Origin of the sequence: Draconibacterium orientale (assembly GCF_900111425.1) — a bacterium.
Classification (GTDB): domain Bacteria; phylum Bacteroidota; class Bacteroidia; order Bacteroidales; family Prolixibacteraceae; genus Draconibacterium; species Draconibacterium orientale.
In genome coordinates, this window is record NZ_FOHT01000005.1 from 1 (window position 1) to 21,088 (window position 21,088).

A 21,088-nucleotide genomic window follows, 5' to 3' on the forward strand; every position below is an offset into this window, starting at 1 on the left:
AAATTGTATTTTTACCCATGTCTAACTTTTTGGTGTGGTAACTCAAAAGTAGACATACCGGGTGGTTCTTTAAAATGTACTGCCCGGTAAATTTTTACCGGACACTAATGATATTTTATGTGAAAGAGTTGCGATGTTGTGCTTTAGTTTTTTGCAGGCGCCCACGGATTATATTTTGAGTGACTAAATGGCGGAACAATAATAGTTAGCGATAACTCGCACATCCAGGCATTATAATCCGAAATGCCCGGTATGGCCATTCCTGCATTCAGGTTAAAGCGCACAAAATTATGCCGGTAACCAATTGTCCCTCCAAGGGTGGTAATGTGGTTGGTAAAGTTGTTATGAACGAAAACACCCCATGTTTTATCAGTGTATTCCGCCAATAAGCGCAAGCGGGCAATGGTAGCTTCTTCGTGGTAGAAAACAACCAATTCAGGCGACAATTCAAAAGGCCTGGAGTAAAGGTCGCGCACTCGGTTGTCCATCTTTTTCGAAATATACAGGGTATAGCCCAATATTGTTGTTGGTTCTATCAAACTAATCGCAACATTTCGGGTATGCACTACGGTTGACGTTACCCCAATTTGTAAGGCGTTGTTCGTCCAAAGAAATGCAAACTTTGGTTTAAAGATATAATAGCGAAAAAAAGATTCTCCCTGCTGAATAGGTGGAATATTCTCGTGGGGGATTGAATTGTTGAGCGATGCAACTGCCCAGTGTTTGGTTGCAGCAAGCACATCCGTTCCGGCACTCAAAAGTATTTTGCTGTTGTTTATTTTAATGGGGAAGCCCGAATAGTAAAAGCCAACCGATGTGGTGGTAATGTTTTGTTTGCTAAGCATTCCCTGGCTGAAATTCAGGGCCACGCCTCCTTTTAAACGGTTGGAGTACGCATCCCACGAAGCATAAAAGAGGTTGTAGGTTTGTTCCTTGTTTAGATAGGAATACTGGTTGCCGGTGTGATACGAACTGTTCTTGTTTAATCCGGCCAGCGCAGGATTTATTTCAATCGGGTTATTAGAAGGCAGAAGGTAGGTTTCGTTTTGCGCATGGCCTGTCCAGCCTGAAAATAACAGGATGCAAAAGACTAATATTTTGGGTGAAATGCGCAAGGTCGTTTAAGGTCAGGTGGATAATTTTAATAACTCTTCCAACATGTAGGCCCGCCGTTCGTCAGCAACTTTTAAGGCGCGGGCGATTTTTAATTTTATTGGTTTCATCACTTCTGCCGAAGGAAAATGTTCCATATTATCGATTACCGTAAAAGCCTCAAAAGCGGTTTCCCAGTTGTCGTTGATTACTAAATCGACAAACACTTCAATGTCATCCGAAAAATCGAGCCCGTTTTGCCAGCAACTGGTAGCAATATTTTTACGAATCGGTTTAAAATGTTCTTCTTGCAGGGCATTGATAAATACCGGAATGGTTTCTTTATCCTTTACGGTTCCCAGCAATTTCTGAATTTGCTTTTCAACTTCCGTTTCGCAGCCGGCCACCATTAATTCAAATAAAATGGGCAGATAATCTTTATTGCCACTTTCTTTTAGTTTGTTAAGTGCAGTCAGTACCTGGTCTTTATCGGCCGAAAAAAGCTGAGTTTTTATCGCCTGGTTAATTTTTGTCTTGTTCATATTAAATCCTTCAGAGCATGCAAATTTAAGGTATTAAATACGCCAAAACAAAGCAGTAGTGCAAATGTTTTGCATATTAGTTACCTTTGTCCCCCTCATGAAGAACATTGACGAATTACGCGAAGCCCATGTAGGGCGTTTGATGTTAAAATATTTTATCCCTGCATTTATTGGAGTTTTTGTAAATGCATTGTACAATATTGTTGATCGGATTTTTATCGGGCAGGGAGTTGGAGCCGAAGCATTATCAGGTATCTCGGTAATATTTCCCGTAATGCTTATAATGATGGGCTTTGGTATGCTCATTGGTATTGGTTCCGGGGTTTATGTTTCCATAAATCTGGGGAAAAAGAACATGGAAAGAGCCGAACAAACATTGGGAACCAGTTTTATTCTGATGATTGTGGCTTCGGTGTTGATTATGGTTGTTGTTTATTTGCTGAAAGAGCCAATTTTACGATCGTTCGGATCAACCGAAGAAACCTTTCAGTATGCTAACGATTACCTCGATATTATTCTTGGCGGAGTCGCTTTTATGACCATCGGTTTTTCCTTAAACAACATTATTCGCTCTGAAGGAAATGCACGGGTGGCGATGACTTCAATGTTGCTGAGTTCGTTAACCAATATTATTCTCGATCCCATTTTTATTTTTGGCCTGGATATGGGCGTAAAAGGTGCGGCCTATGCAACAGTAATATCGATGTTTGTTTTAATGGTGTGGGTGTTGTTCCATTTTATTAAAAGTAAACGGGCAGTTGTTCGGATGCGGGTAAAGTATTTAAAAATTAACTGGGGAATTACGCTGGAAATTCTGGCTATTGGTATGGCGCCTTTTTCGATGCAAATTGCCGGAAGTTTTGTACAGGGCTTGTTAAATAAAAAGCTGATTGATTTTGGGGGCGACCTGGCTGTTGGTGCAATGGGAATTATCAACTCGGTACTTACGCTGGTAATTATGGCTATTGTTGCACTGAATATGGCCTCGCAGCCTATTATTGGTTTTAATTACGGGGCAAAATCGGTTCAGCGAATAAAAGATACTTTAAAGGTTACCCTTATTGCAGCTACGCTTATTGCTATTGTTTCGTATGCCTTTATCGAGGCTTTTCCCGGTTATATAATTATGGTTTTTAATAACGATAGCGAAGTGTTGTATAGTATTGCAACCCGAGGATTACGCCTGGTTATTCTGGCCTTGCCGCTTGTTGGATTTCAGGTGGTGGCTTCCAACTTTTTTCAGGCAATTGGTAAAGCCGGCCTCTCGATGTTTGCCACCGTTTTTCGGCAGATAATCATGTTAATTCCGCTCATATACATATTACCGGGTTTCTTCGATATCGATGGAATCTGGATCAGTTATCCTGTTGCCGATACCATGTCGGCACTGGTAGTAGGATTTATATTGTACCGCGAGTGGAAACGTTTACCGTTAATTGTTCAGAACAGCGATGAAGAATAAAGCTAGATTAATCCTGTTGTTAAGCATTTTGGGGATTACTTTCTATTGCCTTTTTGTTCAGCCTGAGCTATTGGGTGTTCGTATTTCAAAATCACTGAATTTTCCTTTGGGGAGCTTAATTTCCTGGTTGGGTATCGTTGCCTATACTCTTCTTCTTCATTTGTTTATAAAACTTCCTACAAAATCGATATTATTAAAAGTTGATAAAGTACTCAGGTATTTTCATATAGGCATGGCACTGTTTTGGTTGCCCATGTCGTACTTTATTTCCGGTAATCTTGCCTTTGCTTTTCAGAACAAACCAATTGCCTTTATAATCTGGATTGGCTATACCTTAGTTATTCTTTTTTTTCCGTTAATTTTACTTGTACTCAAACTTTTCAATAGGGCTGAAAAGTAAATATCCAAGAATAATTTTTTGTGAAATTATGTGCCTAACGATGACATTAATCAATAGAATAGGTGTAAAATATAATTACATTTGTTCATAATAACTCAAAAAACTACTTATCATGGCAATTTCAACGATAAAGGTAAGCGGAGAAATGGGCCGCAGCTTTGCAACTAAAATTAATTGTTCGCATCCGTTTGTAATCGACCAGCCTAAAATGGCCGGTGGAAACGATGAAGGACCCAATCCGCTGGAAGTGTTTTTGTGCTCGTTACCGGCTTGTATTTGTGCAGTCGGACGAATAATTGCGCAGCAACAACGGATTAAACTCAACGGTATTAGCGTAACTGCCGAGGGAGATATTGATAAAGACTTCCTGCTTGGAAAAACAACCGAAGGCCGTGCCGGGTTTACCGAGATCAGAAGCTACGTAAAAATCGATGCGGATATGACTACCGAAGAAAAGCAAGGTTTTTTAAACGAAATCGCAGAGCGTTGTCCGATAGCTGATAATATTGCAAAAAGTTCAGTGATTAAACCGGTTGTAGTAGAAGACGCAACTGTTTAAATAGTGAGATTTTAATGGTAAAAAGCCGCCTGTTGAGGCGGCTTTTTTTTATAGTTTTTCTTTTAAAGCTTCTCCGGTAAACGAATTCTTCTCCTTGATCAAATCTTCGGGAGTACCTTCAAAAACAAGATTTCCACCTTTATCTCCACCTTCCGGACCAAGATCAATAATCCAGTCGGCGCATTTTATAACATCCATGTTGTGCTCGATAATCAGTATGGAGTGGCCACGCGAAATCAGCGCATTAAACGAATCAAGCAATTTGCGGATATCGTGAAAATGTAGCCCGGTTGTTGGCTCATCGAAAATAAACAGCGTTGGCGAATCTTTTTCCTTTGCCAGAAACGAGGCCAGTTTTACACGCTGGCTTTCTCCGCCCGATAAGGTACTTGAAGCCTGCCCCAGTTTTATGTAGCCCAAACCTACATCCTGCAACGGTTGCAGACGTTTGGTAATTTTCTTCTCGGTTGAACTTTTACCTTGTTTAAACAGCTCGATAGCTGCGTTTACCGTCAGGTTCAGAATGTCGTCAACATTCAGGTCTTTGTATTTTACATCTAAAATATCTTCCTTAAAACGTTTTCCGCCACAACTTTCGCAAAGCAGGTAAACATCGGCCAAAAACTGCATCTCCACTTTAATGGTTCCTTCGCCCTGGCATTCGTCGCAACGGCCCCCGTCAACATTAAACGAGAAGTGTGATGGTTTTAAACCCTGTATTTTTGCCGCCTGCTGCTCCGACAGTAATTTTCGTATTTCGTCGTAAGCTTTCAGGTAAGTTACCGGGTTGGAGCGCGATGATTTTCCAATCGGATTTTGATCGATGAATTCAATCGCATTAATCATTTTATAATCTCCCAGCACCGCATCATGATGGCCGGTTTTTTCACCATATCCGCCCAAAATTTTAGTAAGGGCAGGTGTGAGGATCTTTGAAATAAGCGATGACTTTCCTGATCCGCTGACTCCGGTAATTACCGTTAAAGTGTTAAGCGGAAACTTGACCGTTACATTTTTAAGGTTATTCTCGCGTGCGCCAACAACTTGAATAGCATTGGTCCATTTTCTGCGTCGTGTAGGAACCGGAATATTTTCAACGCCGGTAAGGTATTTTGTGGTAAGACTTTGCGGATTCTTAACCAGCTCGTTGTGTGTTCCCTGGAAAACAACTTCACCACCGTGTTGACCCGCCATAGGGCCAATATCGATTACCTCGTCAGCTGCACGAATTATTTCTTCGTCGTGCTCAACAACCAGTACTGTGTTTCCAATTTTTTGCAGGCGCCGTAGTACTTTAATCAGTTTTTCGGTATCGCGCGAATGCAGGCCGATACTTGGTTCATCCAGAATATACAGCGAACCCACCAGACTACTTCCGAGCGAGGTGGCCAGGTTAATCCGCTGCGATTCGCCGCCCGATAAGGTTGACGACAAGCGGTTAAGAGTAAGATAGCCTAAACCCACATCGTCTAAAAATTCCAGACGGTTATTTATCTCGATAAGGATACGTTTGGCCACTTGTTTTTCATGATCGCTCAAATCCATATTCAGGAAAAACTTCTTCAGTTCGGAAACAGGCATTAAAACCAGTTCCTGAAGCGATTTGCCGGCGACTTTAACATAGCCGGCTTCTTTTTTCAAACGGCTTCCTTTACACTCGGGGCATACTGTTTTTCCGCGGTAACGCGATAACATCACCCGGTATTGTATTTTGTAACTGCCTTCTTCAAGGTGTTTGAAGAACTGATTTAAGCCATCGAAATATTGATTCCCGGTCCAAATCAGGAACTTTTGTTCTTCGCTTAGCTCATAAAATGGCTTGTGAATCGGGAAATTAAATTTCTCAGCTGAATAGATCAATTCGTTTTTCCATTGGCTCATTTTTTCGCCTTTCCAGCAGGCAATGGCATCCTGGTATATCGATAGCGACTTATTCGGAATTACAAGGTCCTCGTCGATGCCAATTACCTTTCCGTAGCCTTCGCAAGTAGGGCAGGCGCCAACCGGATTATTAAAACTGAACATATGAACCGTTGGCTCTTCAAATTCAATTCCATCGGCTTCAAAGTGGTTCGAAAAGCTTTTTGATTCCGTTCCTTCTTTTTTATAAATTTTCACCAAACATTCGCCATGTCCTTCGTAAAATGCCGTTTGAACCGAATCGGCCAATCGGCTTTGTGTATCTTCGTCGTGTTTAACGGCGGCACGGTCGATAACCAGGTTGCAGCTTCCATCGCAAAAATCATCACTTTCCGCTTTTACCAGCTCGGCAATACGTTTTATTTCGTCGTTCGTCTCAATACGCGAAAATCCCTGTTGCATCAGCAGTTCCACTTCCTGCAGAATAGTCCGTCCATTTTTAGCTTTCAACGGTGCAACAATAATCAGGCGGGTTCCTTCGTCAAAACTGTTAATGTAATCCACCACATCGGTTACACTGTTGCGCGAAACGACCTGCCCCGATACCGGAGAAATGGTTTTTCCGATGCGCGCGTAAAGCAATTTCAGGTAATCGTAAATTTCGGTTGATGTACCTACTGTGGAGCGCGGATTTCGCGTGTTTACTTTTTGTTCGATGGCAATGGCCGGCGGAATTCCGTTTATAAAGTCAACTTCGGGTTTGTTTATTCGCCCCAAAAACTGACGCGCATACGACGACAAACTTTCTACATAGCGGCGTTGGCCTTCGGCAAAAAGCGTATCGAAAGCCAGCGATGACTTCCCGGAACCCGAAACCCCGGTTACCACAATAAATTTATTTCGGGGAATTTTTAAGCTTATATTTTTTAGATTATGAACCCTCGCGTTCTGAATCTCAATGTATTTAGCGTTTTTGCTATTTGACATATTATTTTTGTAAAATTCGATAAAATGTTAGAAAAACTTGCTATTGTCGGTAAAATGTTTCATTTTTGAACGATACAAAATTAGAATAATAGTTTTACTACACTAAAAATTGAACGCCTATAGATAAACTTTACTTTTTGTTTACACATAAATAGAAGGTAATGTTCAGACTCGACAAACTGAACGATAATGAACTCGTTCAACGATTTATTCAAGGCGATCATGAATCACTTGAGGTTTTAATAGTTCGACATAAAAGCAGGGTATATTCGTATATTCTGTTGATTGTCAAGAATCAGGATCTTGCAGAAGATATCTTTCAGGATACTTTTATCAAAGTCATACGCTCGCTAAAACGAGGTAAGTATGTCGAAAACGGTAAATTTGTTTCCTGGGTGCTTCGGATAGCGCATAATCTGATTATCGACCATTTCAGGAAGGAAAAACTGCAGGGGACGGTTTCCAACGACAGCTCGGATGTTGACATCTTCAACTCACAAAAGTTTTCGGAACAAACCATTGAGGACCAAATGGTTTATTCGCAAATTCTGCATGAAGTAAAGCACCTGGTAAAAGAGTTGCCCGAAGATCAGCAGCAGGTAATTTATATGCGGCACTATATGGGGCTTAGTTTTAAGGAAATAGCCGAACAAACCGAGGTAAGCATTAATACTGCCTTGGGGCGGATGCGTTATGCATTAATCAACCTGCGAAAACTGGTGGATGAAAAGAAATTGAACCTCTCTGCTTTTTAACTATTGTTAACACAATATAAGGTAGCTACCGGCGTTTTAACAGAAATGATAAAAATGCCTATGATAAATTATTCTACCTTATTTTTTTGTGTAAACAACATTCAGCGTAAAGCTGAAAAACAATCAGCAGAGATGGACTATGAGCCATCAGAACGGTCGGTGCAGAATATCCTCGATTTCGCCCGTTGCTACGAAACAGTAGAGACAGAAGAGGCAGGATATGTAGAAATGATTTTAAATTAGATCAGGAAAAAGTATTCGGTTGTGAAAAAAAATCCTTCGGCTAATTAGCCGAAGGATTTTTTTTGCCTGCTGAAAATCGCAGCAGCAAATAGCCTAATAATCCCGCCACAAATGATCCGATTAAAATTCCGATTTTAGCTGAATCGATAAGAGTATCATCGGTAAATGCCAGGTTATTAATAAATAACGACATGGTAAAACCGAGTCCACCCAAAAAGGATACGCCGGCCAAACTCTTGAAATTTACATTTTTAGGTAGTTCAGAAAGTTTGAATTTTATGGCCAGGAACGAAACTAAAAATATTCCCACAAATTTTCCAATTATCAGGCTTAGCCCAATGTTTGTTGCCAAAGTGGTGTTGGTATCGCCCGAAAAGCTAAAAACTACTCCGGCATTTGCAAAAGCAAATAATGGAAGTATTATAAAAGCTACCCATCCGTGCAAATGGTGTTCAAGAAATTGAAGTGGAGAAGCTGTTTTTTCGGTAAGCTCTTCCATTTCGTCAATAGCATCTAACTGCTTGTGGCTCAGAATGGTTTTGTCCTTATTGTCCTTTTGGCATTCTTCCAAGAATCCGTCAAGGATTTCTTTTCCTTTGTCGTAAAAAGTAGTGGTTTTAATATTTCGCTGAATTGGAATGGTAAGCGCCAGTAAAACTCCGGCAATTGTTGCATGAATACCCGATTTCAGGAACAGAACCCAAACTACAATACCGGCAATAAAGAAGAAATATTTGGAATAAAGTTTAAAACGTGATAGAATCGCAAGAAGGGCAACGATGGCTAACCCAATTAAAATGTTATACCAGATTAATTGCGAGCTATAAAAGAAGGCAATCACTAATACGGCGCCCAAATCGTCGATAATTGCAAAAGCCATTAAAAAAACTTTTAAGCCCACCGGAACGCGCTTGCCCAGCAAGGTTAAAATACCCAACGAAAATGCAATATCGGTAGCCATGGGAATTCCCCATCCTTCCATTCCTGGCTTTCCTTGATTTAAGGCTACAAAAAGCATTGCCGGGAAAACCATCCCTCCAATGGCCGCAACAATAGGCAGCGAAGCTTTTTTCAGATCGCTTAATTCTCCTATTAAAACTTCGCGTTTTATTTCCAAACCAATAAGAAAAAAGAAAATGGCCATTAAACCATCATTTATCCATTTTAATACGGGTTTTGAAAGCTCAAATCCGGGCAGGCTAATAGTTATATAATTTTTCCAGAAGCCCAAAAATGGTTCACTTAAGCCTGAGTTTGCAAGAATTAAAGCCGCAATAGAAGCCGAAAATAAAACGATACTGCTTGAGGTCTCAAGCCTAATAAAACGGTTTATAGGATCTTTTATGAAATTCATTCTTATAATTTTTTAGTGGAACGTAAAACCCATTTGTTTGTTTAGTGCCTATTGATAAATTTAACTATTAAATTTTAAGATGGCGGCAAAATAAGAAAAAGTCATGTTTCCATTGTTTTTTAGCCTGAACTATTCATAAATTATTAATAATCCAAACCGGGGGCAATTTCCCACCAACGTTATAGCTTGTCCGGCACCGAAAGGTATGTTGAATAGCTGTAATAACAGCTGAATTTTAATAACTGCCTGAAATGGGAATAATTCAAAAAATATTCGGGCTGTTGAGATTAATTTCCTGGCTTTACAAATAATGACATCATTTCATATTATGAGCAACATTAAACTTTTTCAATAATATGATTTAAAACACAAATATATGCTTGACAGTTAAAATTAATTGTAATACTTTAGTGATATCAAAATAATATCAAAATACTAAATAGTTAATATTATGGAAAAACAACATTCAGCTTTATCAGGCTACATGTTCCTGGTTCTGGAACTTATTTTACTGGGAGTTATTATTTTTGGTATTATGCGCGGAATGATCGTTCCGGCAATTCTGCTAATTCCGGTATTTATTCTTGTTGCCATTGGTTTTACCGTGGTCGATCCCAACCAAAGCTGCGTTATGGTTTTGTTTGGTGCGTACAAAGGCACGATTAAAACCAACGGATTTTATTGGGTGAATCCTTTTTATGTTCGCAAGAAGATTTCGCTTCGTGCCCGAAATTTCGACAGCGAACCGATTAAAGTGAACGATAAACTGGGTAACCCGATAATGATTGGTTTGGTACTGGTTTGGAAGGTAGAGGAAACCTACCGGGCCGCCTTTGGAGTAGATGAGTTTGAACATTTTGTTGTGGTACAAAGCGAGGCAGCCCTGCGAAAACTGGCTGGTATGTATCCGTACGATAACATCGAGGATGAAAATGCAAAAGTAACGCTGCGCGACGGTACCGAGGAAGTGAACGAAAGACTCGAAGCGGAAATTATTGAGCGCTTGGAAATCGCTGGTATTCATGTTATTGAGGCACGAATCAACCACATTGCCTATGCGCAGGAAATTGCCCAGGCCATGTTGAAGCGTCAGCAGGCTACCGCTATTGTGGCAGCCCGTTACAAAATTGTTGAAGGTGCGGTTAGCATGGTGGAAATGGCTCTTGACCAGCTTAGCGAAAAAAGTATTGTTGAGCTTGACGAAGATAAAAAAGCAACAATGGTAAGTAACTTAATGGTTGTATTGTGTGGCGATAAAGATGCAACGCCTGTGGTGAATACCGGATCACTTTATCAGTAAACACCATGAAAAAGCTTCTTTTTAAAGAAGAGCAGGAGTTTGACAAAAGATGGCTGTGGCTGTTGATGCTGGTTGCCGTTTTCGCTGTCGCTATTCCATTCTTCCGGGGAATTTATTTCCTGACGGCTGAAAATCCGCCCGGCGATAATCTGATGACTACGGGAGGACTGATAGTAACAGGAGTAACGGTTTTGGTATTGGTAGTTATTTTTGCCCTTATGTTTCGGGCAAAACTTAAAACAAAAATTACTGAGGATAAGCTATACATTTGCTTTCCTCCACTGGTTTGGAAATTGAAAGCGTTCGATCCGTCGGAAATTGAAAAGTATGAGATACGGCGATACCACCCCAATAGAGAATATGGAGGCCGCGGCATAAAACGTCGTTTACGAAAAGGCACTGCATGGACCGTTACGGGGCGAATCGGGTTGCAGCTGTATATGAAGAATGGAAAACGGTTCCTGATTGGAACACAAAAACAACAAGCCCTGGAGCATGCCATGCACAAATTGATGGAAAAGGAGGATTAGAATGGCGAAGAAAAAATCGTTTGTATTGCGCGTTAGCCCGGAAATGATGGAGGCTGTTGAAAAATGGGCTGCCGATGATTTCAGAAGTATAAACGGGCAAATTGAATGGATAATACATAAGGCTTTAAAGGATGCAAGACGACTAAAAAAAGGTTCAGACGATGGGACGGTATGATTATCTAAAAACGAAGAAAGAAATAAAGAAGACTAAACTGAAAATGGTACGCGAAATAGTAACCGTAATTCTTATTGCATTAATCATCAGTGGTTTTATTCTTCAGGTAGTTATACAGGTAAAGAAATAATATTTCGGAAAGTGATTAAAACAACGAAAAATGGGTAAATATGATTATTTGAAAAAAGAGAATAAGAAAAGGCGCAGGCCCCAATTAACCTCAACTCAAAAACGGTTTATAATGGTACTTGTTATTGCAATTGTACTTTTTTCGATTCAGTTAGTAATTTATTTGATAAGCTAGTACTGATAAGCTGAAAACAATAAAAAACCGAAAACAATGAAGAAACATTTCAGTTGTCCCAAATGCAGCAGTTGGGAGTACGAAGAAGACACGATCAGAACAACCGGTGGCGGTTTTACCCGATTTTTTGATATTCAAAACCGAAAGTTTATAGCCATTTCGTGTAAACGATGTGGTTATACTGAACTCTACAAAGCCGGTAGAGGAAGTACCGCCGGTAGTATTCTCGATTTCCTTACATCGTCGTAACAATACTTCTTTTGATTTGTGCGATTGTTTGAAATGAAAAAAACTGTAGGTAATATTGCCTGCAGTTTTTTTATTTTCGAGCTATCTTTGTTTCTATAGAATAAGTTATACTAAGTTAATTTTGGGATTTGTTTGATGATTCCCGTTCGGAAATGCCGATATATTGAGTTTTTACAATACGATAAATTATTCGAAATTTACGCTAAATCAAACGACTTATGAAGTACAAAAGATACTGCAAAACAATGATGCTGAAGGATGATCCGCAGCTGATTGAAGAATATAAAAAAGTGCACGCCAAAGGAAATACCTGGCCGAAAATTTCGCAGGGGATGAAAGAGGTGGGAATCATTGATATGGAGATCTACCGGCTCAATAACCGTTTATTTATGATTATGGATACCACTCCTGATTTCGACCACGACAAGGCGATGACAGAGCTGGCCGGAAAACCCCGGCAGGCCGAATGGGAAGCATTTGTGTCACGTTTTCAGGTGAGTGGTGAAAAAGCAACGGCTAATGATAAGTGGCAGTTAATGGAGCGGATTTATGAATTGGACCAAAAGAATGAATATGACGCCATTGACGGGCAGTTTAAAGAAATTGAATAAATGACTACAATGCGATTATTAGGAAACACGGAAATAAAATGTCCTCAAATTATTTACGGAACCAGTTATCTCGGAAATCTTTACCGTGAACTATCGGAAGATGAAAAGCTAAGCCTTATGCAGGAATGGTTTAAGGTGGCTGATGGGAAGGTAATGATCGACAGCGCCGGGAAATATGGTGCCGGATTGGCTTTGGAGGTTATCGGACAGGGGCTGGAAAAACTCGGTGTTGATCCCGCGCAAATTACTATAAGCAATAAATTGGGGTGGTATCGTGTGCCACAAACAAGTGCCGAGCCAACATTCGAGCCGGGAGCCTGGGCAAACCTGAAAGATGATGCTGTTCAAAAGATTAGTTACAACGGAATTTTGGAATGCTGGCAACAAGGATGTGAGTTGTTGGGCGGAAAATTCAAGCCCGAAATTGTTTCTGTTCACGACCCCGATGAATATTTAATGGCTGCAAGCAACGATAAAGACCGGGAAAAACGCAAGGACGATATTTTAGGCGCTTATAAAGCTTTATTCGAACTAAAAGAAAAAGGCGAAGTAAAAGCGGTTGGAATTGGCTCAAAAGATTGGCTGGTAATAAAAGAATTGTGCCAGGAGGTGAAATTCGACTGGGTAATGTTTGCCAATAAATTCACCGTTTATCATCATCCAAAGGCAATTGTTGATTTTATGATTCAACTGGAAAAGGATGGGGTAGGCATTATCAACTCGGCAATATTTAACGCAGGTTTTTTAACCGGAGGAGAGTATTTCGATTACCGGCTTGTTGACCCGAAAAATCCTGAAGACCAGCATTTGTTTGCCTGGCGCGAAAAGTTTTTTGCCATTTGCCGGAAACACAATATTGCTCCCGGTGATGCCTGTTTCAAGTTTGCACTTTCGGCACCTCAGGTAGCTGCAGTTGCCTTAAATCCGAGTAAACCGCAGCGCATGGCACACAACAAAGCGCTTTTAGATCAGGAATTTCCTGAAGCATTTTGGGCTGAGCTAAAAAATGAACAAATTATAGACACAGAATATCCTTATTTATAAAATCGAGGCATATGATTATCGATACACATCATCATTTGTGGAACTATAATCCGGTTGAATTTGACTGGATTGATGATGAAATGGCAGCCATCAGAAAGTCATTTTTACCTGCCGATTTGCAAGCTACTCTGGTTAACACCGGAGTTGAAGGTGTAGTAACCGTGCAGGCACGCCAATCGCTGGAAGAAACCGACTGGCTTTTAAAGTTGGCTTCCGAAAACGACTTTATGAAAGGAGTTGTGGGCTGGGTGCCGTTGGCTGATGAAAATATTCAACAAATTTTAGAAGGGTGTAAAAGTAATCCATGGCTAAAAGGCGTCCGGCACGTTGTTCAGGGAGAACCTGATCCTGAATTTATTTTAGGGAAGGATTTTAATAAGGGAATTTCGTTGCTAAAAAACTATAACCTGGTTTACGATATTCTGATTTTTGAACAGCAACTTACCAATACCATACGTTTTGTTGATCAGCACCCCGGGCAGCAGTTTGTGGTCGATCATATTGCCAAACCAAAAATCAAAATAAACGAGCTGGCTCCCTGGGCAAAAAATATAAAGGAGCTGGCGAAGCGCGAGAATGTTTCATGTAAAATAAGCGGGATGGTTACCGAAGCCGACTATAAATTATGGACAGAAGAACAACTCAACCCATATTTCGAAACCGTGCTTGAGGCTTTTGGGCCTTCGCGTTTGCTATTTGGTTCCGACTGGCCGGTGTGTTTGGTGGCAACGAACTATTCCAACTGGCTGGATATCGTTAAAAAAACGATTTCGAAGTTTACGAAAGAAGAACAGGATTTGATCTTGTATAAAAATGCACAAAGAATTTACAACATTTAATTTCAGTAAAAACAGATGAGAGCAATAGAAATAATAACTCCCGGAGAGGTAAAGATTGTAGAACGCGAAATACCGCAGATGGGCAAAGGAGATGTTCTTCTTAAAATTAAATATGTGGGATTTTGCGGCTCCGATTTAAGTACCTATCTCGGGAAAAATCCAATGGTACAGTATCCGCGTATTCCGGGGCACGAAATATCGGCGGTTATTGAAAAAACCGGAGATGAAGTGCCCGAAGGTTTTCAGAAAGGACAAAATGTTACGGTAGTTCCTTACACCAATTGCGGACAATGCACTTCGTGTAAACAAAAACGTTTTAATGCCTGCCGTTATAACGAAACACTGGGCGTTCAGCGCGATGGTGCAATGGCCGAATTTATTGCTGTGCCGTGGCAAAAAGTGTTAAAAGATGAGGCTTTAACGGAATTGCAGTTGGCATTGGTAGAGCCGCTAACCGTTGGATTTCATGCTATCGATAATGGAAAAGTGACGGATATTGATACCGTGCTTGTTTTTGGTTGCGGAATGATTGGAAGTGGAGCAATTGTACGTGCCAAATTGCGCGGAGCTACAGTTATTGCTGTTGATATTGACGATGTGAAACTTAAGATAGCCGGGCAACTGGGAGCCGATTTCATTATTAATTCGAAAGAAAACGATTTACACCAGGAGTTGCAGGAAATTACAAACGGAGAGGGGCCAAATGTAGTAATTGAAGCAGCCGGAAATCCGGTTACATACCGCGCAGCAATTGACGAAGTTGCTTTTGCAGGCCGCGTAGTTTGTATTGGTTATGCCGGTACCGAGGTAGCGTTTTCTACCAAACTTTGGGTGCAGAAAGAACTGGAAATTATGGGGTCGCGTAATGCAAATCCATCCGATTTTGAAGCCGTAATAAACTACCTGAAAAGCAGTCGGGTTGATGAAAGGATTTTGATTTCAAAAACAGTAAGCCCTGAAGAAGCGCCGGCGGCAATGAAAGAATGGGCTGAAGCTCCCGGGAAAATTATGAAGATACTGGTTCAGTTTTAAATGAATACCCTTAGTCCTTTTATTTGCAGCTGTTGTTTCGGTAATTGTTTGGCGACTGCCCTTTAATTTTTTTGAAAGTGCGGTTGAAGTGGGGGACATCGTTAAACCCAGCGGCGAAACAAATATCGGAAATCGGTATGTTTGTTTCGCGCAACATCATACACGAACAATCTACACGGTACTCGTTCAGGTCGGTAAAAAAAAGTTTTGCCTTTTTCGCGTTTGTAAAATGAACAAAACGACGAGCGGTTCATTCCAATGTATTGCGCTACTTCGTCCAACGAAATACTGCGTTGGTAATTCGTGATCATGGCCCTTTTATATCTGGTCCCTTTTATACTTATGATTTCGGGATTTGTATCGTCAATACCTCTGGTACTGATATGCTGGATTTTAATGGGACTGGGAATGTCGGGACTGGGAATGGTGACGATGCACGATGCCAATCATGGTTCTTTTTCCAAAAATCAAAAGGAGAACCGGTTTTTTGGCAATTCGTTATACCTGCTCGGTGGATTTCCGTCCAACTGACGCTATCAGCACAACACACTGCACCATGGTTTTACCAACATTGAAGGACATGACGAAGATATTGCACCTCCCGGAGTTTTTAAGATTTTCGCCTCACCGTCCCTTAAAAAAGATGCATCGTTATCAGCATATTTATGCCTGGTTCTTTTACTGCCTGATGACCATTTCGTGGATTATTGCAAAAGATTTTAAACGATTAAAAAAGTACAAAGAGATGGGCGCAAAATTAGGTGGAAAACGAAAATATAACCGATTGCTGGTTGATGTAATCATCTCAAAAGTTCTTTATTACGGAATATTTCTTATACTTCCATTATTTACAATTCCTGTTTCTTGGTACTGGATTGTTGGCGGATTTTTGCTGATGCATTTTACCAGCGGACTGGTGTTAAGTACTATTTTCCAGACTGCCCATGTTGTTCCTACTTCGGAATATCCTGTTCCCGATGAGGAAGGTGAACTTAGCAATAACTAGACGATACATCAGTTGTACACTACATGCGATTATTCACCTAAAAGCAGTATCTTTTCATGGTTGGTCGGGGGCCTGAATTACCCGGTGGAACATCATTTGTTTCCATACATCAGCCATGTATACTACAAAGATATTTCGAAAATTGTGCAGGCGAAAGCCAAAGAATACAACCTTCCGTATCACGTAAACAAAAGTTTTGCACAGGCGGTATGGCAACACATTAAAATGCTTAAGATGCTTGGGGAGTACAGTAGCTCAGTTAAACGAGCTGCCCAGCTTTCTAAAAGCCATAAAGTTGTGGCAGTTTAAACCAATAAACCCGATTAATATCAGTAAATTTAGAAGATGGAATATGGCAATATTAAAGGTTGATAACAAATTTTGGAATACAAGATTACATGGGCTACTACTACTGAAACAAAATAAATTAGTTGAAACTCTACATCAAAAATATGGTTTGCATACGCTGCCAGATGGTAGTTAAAGCCGAATTGGAAAAAATTGGGCTACCATATACTTATGTGAAAATAGGCGAAGCTGACATTATAGGAAATGTGGAGAGTGAACAGCTAAAGCAATTGGGCCTGGCATTAAAAAAATCAGGGCTGATTTTAATGGATGATAAAAAAAGCATCCTGGTAGAGAAAGTAAAAAGCGCAATTATCGAGTTAGTGCATTACACCGAGGAACAGATTAAAGTCAACCTTTCTGATTACCTGAGCGAAAAACTTAATTACGATTACACTTACCTTGCCAATCTTTTTTCGGAAGTTAAAGGCATTACCATCGAAAAATTTTATCTGACCCATAAGATTGAAAAGGTGAAAGAACTTATTGTTTATGATGAACTAAATCTTACTGAAATAGCTTATAAAATGCATTACAGCAGCGTAGCTCACCTGTCAAATCAATTCAAAAAATTTACAGGACTAACGCCTTCTCACTTTAAGAAATTAAAAAACAAAAGACGTGATACTCTGGAAGACGTTTGAATAATTTTCGATACAGGTAAAATTTTGTAACAAAGGAAATTAATTTGAAAGGGTGCTCATGAATAACAAAGAGAAATATTATTTGCAGGAAATTTTTGAAAAATTTATTCAGCCTCATTTTTCAATCACCGATTTCATCATTTTTTTTGAATGGGATCATATCTCCAGAAAATATTGTTTTGTAGTAACACCTATTCGAAACAAAAACAAATTCATTAATTTTTATTTACATAAACATGAAAAGATTGATGATTTTGAGATGATTGCTATTTACACCAGTGTTGGAGAATTCAATTCTCAGAATACACAAAAACTACTCTTTTTATTAGCTCATGACGATTTACAACGGTTTAACCGGTTTTATCAGGAGTTTATTGATGATTTGAATGAAAAGAGCGTTAAAGAATCTCCTATTGATTTTTATATTCCTTTTTTGTTGAACCTGAAAAAAAAGAATAAAATATAGCCATATTCCTGAGGTGATTCAGGTGCAGGTTTCTGAACTTTTGTGTCTGGAGTTGTTGTTCAGTAATAGAAATTCTGAAAAGCTGATTATCAGATCTTTATTTTTCCGTCTTCAAAATAATTGGGTACTTATCTTTTCATCTTTAAGAACCTGGAACGGGTGACTGGATGTAAAATAAATGTGTGAATGATGTAACTTAAAATATGAATAGTATAACAGCTTACTGTTTGCCTTAAGGTACCTTTAACACATGCAGGATACAGAGATCGGAAAATCGAAAAAACATATTTTAATTGAGCTTATTGATTACAGTTCTAATTCCGTTACAAGTAAAATCATTATTGGGAAAACAACGGGAAGTGTAAGTATTTTGGCATTTGATAGCAAAAAGATACTTCCTGAGACTGTTTCTGCATTTGACATGTTTGTCCAAATCATAGAGGGAGATGCCGAGATACTAATCGATAAACATTCCATCCTGTTAAATACTGGGGAAATAATTATTGTACCTGCTCATACCTCTTACATTATTAAAGCAAACAAAAAATTCAAAATGATTTCGACTGTAATTAAAAGCGGGTATGAAGAAAACACGCTATGATAATATTTCAAAAAAAACAATATGGTAAAAGCTAAAGAAGGAAAAGAGAGGAAAAACACTAAAAAGGTGGCCGTAAAAAGCCTGAAAGAAAAAAGAGCTGAAAAGGCTGCAAAAAAAGCAGGAAAAAGAGCTTCAGGAGTAGTTTAGTTACTCCGTTATAAGCACTTCCAGTCAGAGATGATGGAAATAGAAAAAATCGTTTGTAATGGAAAACAAATATAAAGAGGGCGAGATAGTATACGCCCAAATAGATCCGGGACTAAAGCTGGTAATCCGGCGTTATGTCGATCGAATTTATTATTGCAAAATTCAAGATGAGCCAAATCGAAAAGAGTTGGTGTATTTTGAACGGGAGATTCTGCCATTTATAAATAATACTGAAGTACATACATAAATGAAAATAGCATACATAGCCACTTATCCACCGCGGGAATGCGGAATTGGAACGTTTACCAATAATTTGTTCAAATCGATGTTGACCAACAAAGCTCCGGAAGAACAAAACCATGAAGGTTTTGTGGTTGCATTAAATGATAACGATCTCACCTATAAATATCCTGAAGAAGTAAAAGCCATCATCAGGCAAGACCATCAGGAAGATTATTTGGAAGCCGTAAAGTATATTAATCTGAGTGGTGCAGACGTTTGCATCCTCCAGCACGAATTTGGAATATTTGGCGGCCAAAATGGGGTTTATATTCTGCCCCTGCTTCATCGGCTGGAGATTCCTCTCATTGTAACGCTTCATACCATTCTCAAAGCACCTTCGTACAACGAAAAAGCGGTTTTGAAGGAAATCTGCAAAATGGCGCATAAAATTGTGGTAATGAGTCACAAAGCTGTTGATTTTCTGGTCGGTATTTACGAGGTGCCCAAAGAAAAAATTGCACTGATTGAACATGGTGTTCCCGACATTCATTTTAGTTCTGAAAAATCGAAAAAAGAGTTTAAACTTGAAAACAGGAAAGTACTGCTTACCTTCGGTTTTATTGGGCGCAGCAAGGGCGTCGAAACAGTAATTAACGCATTGCCGGAAGTGGTTAAAAAGCACCCGGAAATTATTTATATCGTTTTAGGGAAAACCCATCCGAATGTACTTCGGCATTCCGGAGAAGAATACCGGATTTTCCTGCTTCGCCAGGTGAAAAAACTTCAGCTTGAAAATCATGTAACATTCCTGAATGAATTTATTGATGAACGAGAACTGTTCAAGTATTTATATGCCTGCGACATTTACATCACTCCTTATTTGAATGAAGCCCAGATTACCAGTGGAACACTTTCGTATGCTGTGGGAGTAGGTGCAGCTGTTCTGTCAACACCATACTGGCATGCTGCTGAAATGTTGGCGAATGGAAAAGGTAGGTTATTCGATTTTAATGATTCGGATGGCCTTGCGGAAATGTTAACGGAACTTCTCGAAAATCCGAAAGAACTCAGTGAATTAAAAAATAAAGCCGGTGAATATGGGAAGAAAATTACCTGGCCAAAAACCGGCGAAAGGTATGTAGCACTTGCAGAAGAAGTAATGAAGGATGGGCATTCGGTTACTATTCAAAAAGAAACAGAACCCGATTTACTCATTCTTCCCCCATTCTCGCTCGCTCATATCAATCGCCTGACCGATGACACCGGTATTATTCAGCATGCCAAGTTTGGCATTCCCAATTTAAAAGAAGGTTATTGTCTGGATGATAACTCGCGCGCTTTATTGATGGTTTTAATGGCTTACAAACAAATGAAAAATATGCGGGCATTGGAATTATCGCCCATTTATTTAAGCTACATCCATTATATGCAAAACGCAAACGGGACTTTCCGAAATTTTTTAAGTTTTAACCGGAATTTCTTGGACGAAACCGGCTCAGAAGATTCATTTGGCAGAACAATCTGGGCGCTGGGATACTTACTGGGAAATGCTCCCAATGATGCGTACTACCAAACCGGCAAACTGGTATTTTTTAATGCATCAGCCAATTTTGAAAAATTGCAATCCATCCGTGGCATTGCCAATACAATGATCGGAATTAGTTATTACCTGAAAAGTAATCCGTCAGACGATTCCATGACCGAAAGATTGAGAAATCTCGCAAATGTGTTAATCAGGCATTATAAAGAAAACCAGACTGAAGATTGGAACTGGTTTGAAGCTTTACTGGCTTATGATAACGGCATTTTGCCCTTGTCGCTTTTACATGCTGCTCCGATACTGAATGATCCTAATATTACAGAAATAGCCATTGAATCGATGAACTTCCTGACCAGTCATACGCTTAAGGATAACTACTTGTCGATTATTGGAAATGAAAAGTGGTACAAAAAAGAAGGGGAACGTTCTGTTTTTGCCCAGCAGCCTATTGATGCAATGGCGATGGTATTAATGTACCATCAGGCATATTTTGTTACAAAAGACAAAGATTATCTCAATAAACTTTACACTTCGTTTTTATGGTTTTTGGGTGAAAATGATTTGCGAATGAGTTTGTATGATTTTGAAACGAAAGGTTGTTGCGATGGTTTTGAAAGTTATGGGGTAAACCGGAACCAAGGGGCAGAAAGTTCACTGGCTTATTTAATCTCGCATTTAACGGTTTTGCAGGCTTATGAAGAATTTCACCGTTCGGATTTAAAACTGGTATAAAAAAATCCCGCGTTACGCGGGACTAAATTTAAAATGCGAATATA

Annotated in this window: 27 protein-coding genes; 22 read left to right on the forward strand and 5 right to left on the reverse strand. The window is 39.7% G+C overall.

Going from position 1 to position 21,088, the window contains the following annotated elements; translation table 11 throughout:
* Nucleotides 1-143: 143 nt before the first annotated feature.
* Nucleotides 144-1,115: a type IX secretion system membrane protein PorP/SprF gene (locus tag BMW53_RS04295; protein WP_038560310.1), complete on the reverse strand. Its 972-nt coding sequence runs from the start codon at nucleotides 1,113-1,115 to the stop codon at nucleotides 144-146.
* A gap of 12 nt (nucleotides 1,116-1,127) precedes the next feature.
* The gene (locus tag BMW53_RS04300; RefSeq protein ID WP_038560313.1) at nucleotides 1,128-1,634 is read right to left on the reverse strand and encodes a hypothetical protein; all 507 of its coding nucleotides are present in this window, start codon (nucleotides 1,632-1,634) and stop codon (nucleotides 1,128-1,130) included.
* Nucleotides 1,635-1,731: 97 nt separating this feature from the next.
* Between BMW53_RS04300 and BMW53_RS04305 the strand changes: the two genes are divergently transcribed.
* Together BMW53_RS04305 and BMW53_RS04315 are read left to right on the forward strand one after the other, a co-directional pair.
* Nucleotides 1,732-3,096 carry an MATE family efflux transporter gene (locus tag BMW53_RS04305; RefSeq protein WP_038560316.1) on the forward strand — a complete coding sequence of 455 codons (1,365 nt, stop codon included), beginning with the start codon at nucleotides 1,732-1,734 and terminating at the stop codon, nucleotides 3,094-3,096.
* A gap of 512 nt (nucleotides 3,097-3,608) precedes the next feature.
* A complete protein-coding gene (locus BMW53_RS04315) occupies nucleotides 3,609-4,055 on the forward strand; it encodes an OsmC family protein (protein ID WP_038560322.1) in 447 nt (148 codons plus the stop codon).
* A gap of 48 nt (nucleotides 4,056-4,103) precedes the next feature.
* Here BMW53_RS04315 and uvrA read toward each other — a convergent pair whose 3' ends face one another.
* The gene (uvrA, locus tag BMW53_RS04320) at nucleotides 4,104-6,902 is read right to left on the reverse strand and encodes an excinuclease ABC subunit UvrA (protein ID WP_038560325.1); all 2,799 of its coding nucleotides are present in this window, start codon (nucleotides 6,900-6,902) and stop codon (nucleotides 4,104-4,106) included.
* Nucleotides 6,903-7,063: 161 nt separating this feature from the next.
* Here uvrA and BMW53_RS04325 point away from each other — a divergent pair, with 161 nt between their 5' ends.
* Nucleotides 7,064-7,657: an RNA polymerase sigma factor gene (locus BMW53_RS04325; RefSeq protein ID WP_038560327.1), complete on the forward strand. Its 594-nt coding sequence runs from the start codon at nucleotides 7,064-7,066 to the stop codon at nucleotides 7,655-7,657.
* A gap of 54 nt (nucleotides 7,658-7,711) precedes the next feature.
* Entirely contained in the window at nucleotides 7,712-7,900 is a 189-nt protein-coding gene (locus tag BMW53_RS04330; protein WP_139178020.1) for a hypothetical protein, read from the forward strand.
* Between the two features lie 40 nt (nucleotides 7,901-7,940).
* On the opposite strand, the gene nhaA is transcribed toward BMW53_RS04330, so the two are convergent.
* Nucleotides 7,941-9,254, reverse strand: a complete 1,314-nt coding sequence (gene nhaA / locus BMW53_RS04335) for a Na+/H+ antiporter NhaA (RefSeq protein ID WP_038560333.1) — start codon at nucleotides 9,252-9,254, stop codon at nucleotides 7,941-7,943.
* 451 nt (nucleotides 9,255-9,705) lie between these two features.
* Here nhaA and BMW53_RS04340 point away from each other — a divergent pair, with 451 nt between their 5' ends.
* From BMW53_RS04340 to BMW53_RS04375, 9 genes are all read left to right on the forward strand, one after another.
* On the forward strand, nucleotides 9,706-10,554 hold the full coding sequence (locus BMW53_RS04340) for an SPFH domain-containing protein (protein WP_038560336.1): 849 nt from the start codon (nucleotides 9,706-9,708) through the stop codon (nucleotides 10,552-10,554).
* A gap of 5 nt (nucleotides 10,555-10,559) precedes the next feature.
* Nucleotides 10,560-11,084: a hypothetical protein gene (locus BMW53_RS04345; protein WP_038560340.1), complete on the forward strand. Its 525-nt coding sequence runs from the start codon at nucleotides 10,560-10,562 to the stop codon at nucleotides 11,082-11,084.
* 1 nt (nucleotide 11,085) lies between these two features.
* A complete protein-coding gene (locus BMW53_RS04350; protein WP_074780240.1) occupies nucleotides 11,086-11,259 on the forward strand; it encodes a type II toxin-antitoxin system antitoxin in 174 nt (57 codons plus the stop codon).
* Nucleotides 11,246-11,389, forward strand: coding sequence for a hypothetical protein (locus BMW53_RS20890; protein WP_157470827.1), 144 nt, complete (start codon nucleotides 11,246-11,248; stop codon nucleotides 11,387-11,389). The genes BMW53_RS04350 and BMW53_RS20890 overlap by 14 nt, the downstream gene beginning before the upstream one ends.
* A 210-nt stretch (nucleotides 11,390-11,599) precedes the next feature.
* Nucleotides 11,600-11,812, forward strand: a complete 213-nt coding sequence (locus BMW53_RS04355) for a zinc ribbon domain-containing protein (protein ID WP_045030855.1) — start codon at nucleotides 11,600-11,602, stop codon at nucleotides 11,810-11,812.
* A gap of 218 nt (nucleotides 11,813-12,030) precedes the next feature.
* Nucleotides 12,031-12,423, forward strand: coding sequence for an L-rhamnose mutarotase (locus BMW53_RS04360; protein ID WP_051567917.1), 393 nt, complete (start codon nucleotides 12,031-12,033; stop codon nucleotides 12,421-12,423).
* 9 nt (nucleotides 12,424-12,432) lie between these two features.
* Nucleotides 12,433-13,467: an aldo/keto reductase gene (locus tag BMW53_RS04365; RefSeq protein ID WP_038564990.1), complete on the forward strand. Its 1,035-nt coding sequence runs from the start codon at nucleotides 12,433-12,435 to the stop codon at nucleotides 13,465-13,467.
* Between the two features lie 11 nt (nucleotides 13,468-13,478).
* Nucleotides 13,479-14,306: an amidohydrolase family protein gene (locus tag BMW53_RS04370; protein WP_038560343.1), complete on the forward strand. Its 828-nt coding sequence runs from the start codon at nucleotides 13,479-13,481 to the stop codon at nucleotides 14,304-14,306.
* A gap of 15 nt (nucleotides 14,307-14,321) precedes the next feature.
* Nucleotides 14,322-15,338 (forward strand): zinc-binding alcohol dehydrogenase family protein, encoded by a 1,017-nt coding sequence (locus tag BMW53_RS04375; protein WP_038560346.1) that lies wholly within the window; start codon nucleotides 14,322-14,324, stop codon nucleotides 15,336-15,338.
* A gap of 19 nt (nucleotides 15,339-15,357) precedes the next feature.
* Here the strand turns inward: BMW53_RS04375 and BMW53_RS21465 are convergent, their stop codons facing one another.
* Nucleotides 15,358-15,528 (reverse strand): helix-turn-helix domain-containing protein, encoded by a 171-nt coding sequence (locus BMW53_RS21465; RefSeq protein WP_394331162.1) that lies wholly within the window; start codon nucleotides 15,526-15,528, stop codon nucleotides 15,358-15,360.
* Between the two features lie 152 nt (nucleotides 15,529-15,680).
* Between BMW53_RS21465 and BMW53_RS21085 the strand changes: the two genes are divergently transcribed.
* The 9 genes from BMW53_RS21085 to BMW53_RS04420 all read left to right on the forward strand — a co-directional run bounded on the left by BMW53_RS21085 (nucleotide 15,681) and on the right by BMW53_RS04420 (nucleotide 21,044).
* Complete coding sequence (locus BMW53_RS21085; protein ID WP_051567919.1) at nucleotides 15,681-15,869, forward strand: fatty acid desaturase; 189 nt, start codon at nucleotides 15,681-15,683, stop codon at nucleotides 15,867-15,869.
* 112 nt (nucleotides 15,870-15,981) lie between these two features.
* On the forward strand, nucleotides 15,982-16,344 hold the full coding sequence (locus BMW53_RS21090; RefSeq protein ID WP_051567920.1) for a hypothetical protein: 363 nt from the start codon (nucleotides 15,982-15,984) through the stop codon (nucleotides 16,342-16,344).
* A 60-nt stretch (nucleotides 16,345-16,404) separates the two neighbouring features.
* A complete protein-coding gene (locus tag BMW53_RS21470; protein ID WP_051567921.1) occupies nucleotides 16,405-16,653 on the forward strand; it encodes a fatty acid desaturase in 249 nt (82 codons plus the stop codon).
* 143 nt (nucleotides 16,654-16,796) lie between these two features.
* Nucleotides 16,797-17,336, forward strand: a complete 540-nt coding sequence (locus BMW53_RS04400) for a helix-turn-helix domain-containing protein (RefSeq protein ID WP_217642884.1) — start codon at nucleotides 16,797-16,799, stop codon at nucleotides 17,334-17,336.
* A 58-nt stretch (nucleotides 17,337-17,394) separates the two neighbouring features.
* Nucleotides 17,395-17,802: a hypothetical protein gene (locus BMW53_RS04405; protein WP_074780246.1), complete on the forward strand. Its 408-nt coding sequence runs from the start codon at nucleotides 17,395-17,397 to the stop codon at nucleotides 17,800-17,802.
* A 250-nt stretch (nucleotides 17,803-18,052) separates the two neighbouring features.
* The gene (locus BMW53_RS04410) at nucleotides 18,053-18,403 is read left to right on the forward strand and encodes a cupin domain-containing protein (RefSeq protein ID WP_038560357.1); all 351 of its coding nucleotides are present in this window, start codon (nucleotides 18,053-18,055) and stop codon (nucleotides 18,401-18,403) included.
* 21 nt (nucleotides 18,404-18,424) lie between these two features.
* Complete coding sequence (locus BMW53_RS21360; protein WP_262485628.1) at nucleotides 18,425-18,550, forward strand: hypothetical protein; 126 nt, start codon at nucleotides 18,425-18,427, stop codon at nucleotides 18,548-18,550.
* A 58-nt stretch (nucleotides 18,551-18,608) separates the two neighbouring features.
* The gene (locus tag BMW53_RS04415; protein WP_038560360.1) at nucleotides 18,609-18,797 is read left to right on the forward strand and encodes a hypothetical protein; all 189 of its coding nucleotides are present in this window, start codon (nucleotides 18,609-18,611) and stop codon (nucleotides 18,795-18,797) included.
* Nucleotides 18,798-21,044 (forward strand): glycosyltransferase family 4 protein, encoded by a 2,247-nt coding sequence (locus BMW53_RS04420; RefSeq protein WP_038560363.1) that lies wholly within the window; start codon nucleotides 18,798-18,800, stop codon nucleotides 21,042-21,044.
* The last annotated feature ends 44 nt before the right edge of the window (nucleotides 21,045-21,088 follow it).

What these genes read in the sequence shown, in the direction of transcription:
- BMW53_RS21085 (WP_051567919.1), top strand. Translation starts at nt 15,681, where the DNA reads ATGATTTCGGGATTTGTATCGTCAATACCTCTGGTACTGATATGCTGG.
- BMW53_RS04400 (WP_217642884.1), top strand. Translation starts at nt 16,797, where the DNA reads ATGGTTTGCATACGCTGCCAGATGGTAGTTAAAGCCGAATTGGAAAAA.
- BMW53_RS04370 (WP_038560343.1), top strand. Translation starts at nt 13,479, where the DNA reads ATGATTATCGATACACATCATCATTTGTGGAACTATAATCCGGTTGAA.
- BMW53_RS04305 (WP_038560316.1), top strand. Translation starts at nt 1,732, where the DNA reads ATGAAGAACATTGACGAATTACGCGAAGCCCATGTAGGGCGTTTGATG.
- nhaA (WP_038560333.1), bottom strand. Translation starts at nt 9,254, where the DNA reads ATGAATTTCATAAAAGATCCTATAAACCGTTTTATTAGGCTTGAGACC.
- uvrA (WP_038560325.1), bottom strand. Translation starts at nt 6,902, where the DNA reads ATGTCAAATAGCAAAAACGCTAAATACATTGAGATTCAGAACGCGAGG.
- BMW53_RS04410 (WP_038560357.1), top strand. Translation starts at nt 18,053, where the DNA reads ATGCAGGATACAGAGATCGGAAAATCGAAAAAACATATTTTAATTGAG.
- BMW53_RS04330 (WP_139178020.1), top strand. Translation starts at nt 7,712, where the DNA reads ATGCCTATGATAAATTATTCTACCTTATTTTTTTGTGTAAACAACATT.
- BMW53_RS04360 (WP_051567917.1), top strand. Translation starts at nt 12,031, where the DNA reads ATGAAGTACAAAAGATACTGCAAAACAATGATGCTGAAGGATGATCCG.
- BMW53_RS20890 (WP_157470827.1), top strand. Translation starts at nt 11,246, where the DNA reads ATGGGACGGTATGATTATCTAAAAACGAAGAAAGAAATAAAGAAGACT.
- BMW53_RS21090 (WP_051567920.1), top strand. Translation starts at nt 15,982, where the DNA reads ATGCATCGTTATCAGCATATTTATGCCTGGTTCTTTTACTGCCTGATG.
- BMW53_RS04420 (WP_038560363.1), top strand. Translation starts at nt 18,798, where the DNA reads ATGAAAATAGCATACATAGCCACTTATCCACCGCGGGAATGCGGAATT.
- BMW53_RS21360 (WP_262485628.1), top strand. Translation starts at nt 18,425, where the DNA reads ATGGTAAAAGCTAAAGAAGGAAAAGAGAGGAAAAACACTAAAAAGGTG.
- BMW53_RS04375 (WP_038560346.1), top strand. Translation starts at nt 14,322, where the DNA reads ATGAGAGCAATAGAAATAATAACTCCCGGAGAGGTAAAGATTGTAGAA.
- BMW53_RS04365 (WP_038564990.1), top strand. Translation starts at nt 12,433, where the DNA reads ATGCGATTATTAGGAAACACGGAAATAAAATGTCCTCAAATTATTTAC.
- BMW53_RS04325 (WP_038560327.1), top strand. Translation starts at nt 7,064, where the DNA reads ATGTTCAGACTCGACAAACTGAACGATAATGAACTCGTTCAACGATTT.
- BMW53_RS04350 (WP_074780240.1), top strand. Translation starts at nt 11,086, where the DNA reads ATGGCGAAGAAAAAATCGTTTGTATTGCGCGTTAGCCCGGAAATGATG.
- BMW53_RS04355 (WP_045030855.1), top strand. Translation starts at nt 11,600, where the DNA reads ATGAAGAAACATTTCAGTTGTCCCAAATGCAGCAGTTGGGAGTACGAA.
- BMW53_RS04315 (WP_038560322.1), top strand. Translation starts at nt 3,609, where the DNA reads ATGGCAATTTCAACGATAAAGGTAAGCGGAGAAATGGGCCGCAGCTTT.
- BMW53_RS04300 (WP_038560313.1), bottom strand. Translation starts at nt 1,634, where the DNA reads ATGAACAAGACAAAAATTAACCAGGCGATAAAAACTCAGCTTTTTTCG.
- BMW53_RS04345 (WP_038560340.1), top strand. Translation starts at nt 10,560, where the DNA reads ATGAAAAAGCTTCTTTTTAAAGAAGAGCAGGAGTTTGACAAAAGATGG.
- BMW53_RS04340 (WP_038560336.1), top strand. Translation starts at nt 9,706, where the DNA reads ATGGAAAAACAACATTCAGCTTTATCAGGCTACATGTTCCTGGTTCTG.
- BMW53_RS04405 (WP_074780246.1), top strand. Translation starts at nt 17,395, where the DNA reads ATGAATAACAAAGAGAAATATTATTTGCAGGAAATTTTTGAAAAATTT.
- BMW53_RS04415 (WP_038560360.1), top strand. Translation starts at nt 18,609, where the DNA reads ATGGAAAACAAATATAAAGAGGGCGAGATAGTATACGCCCAAATAGAT.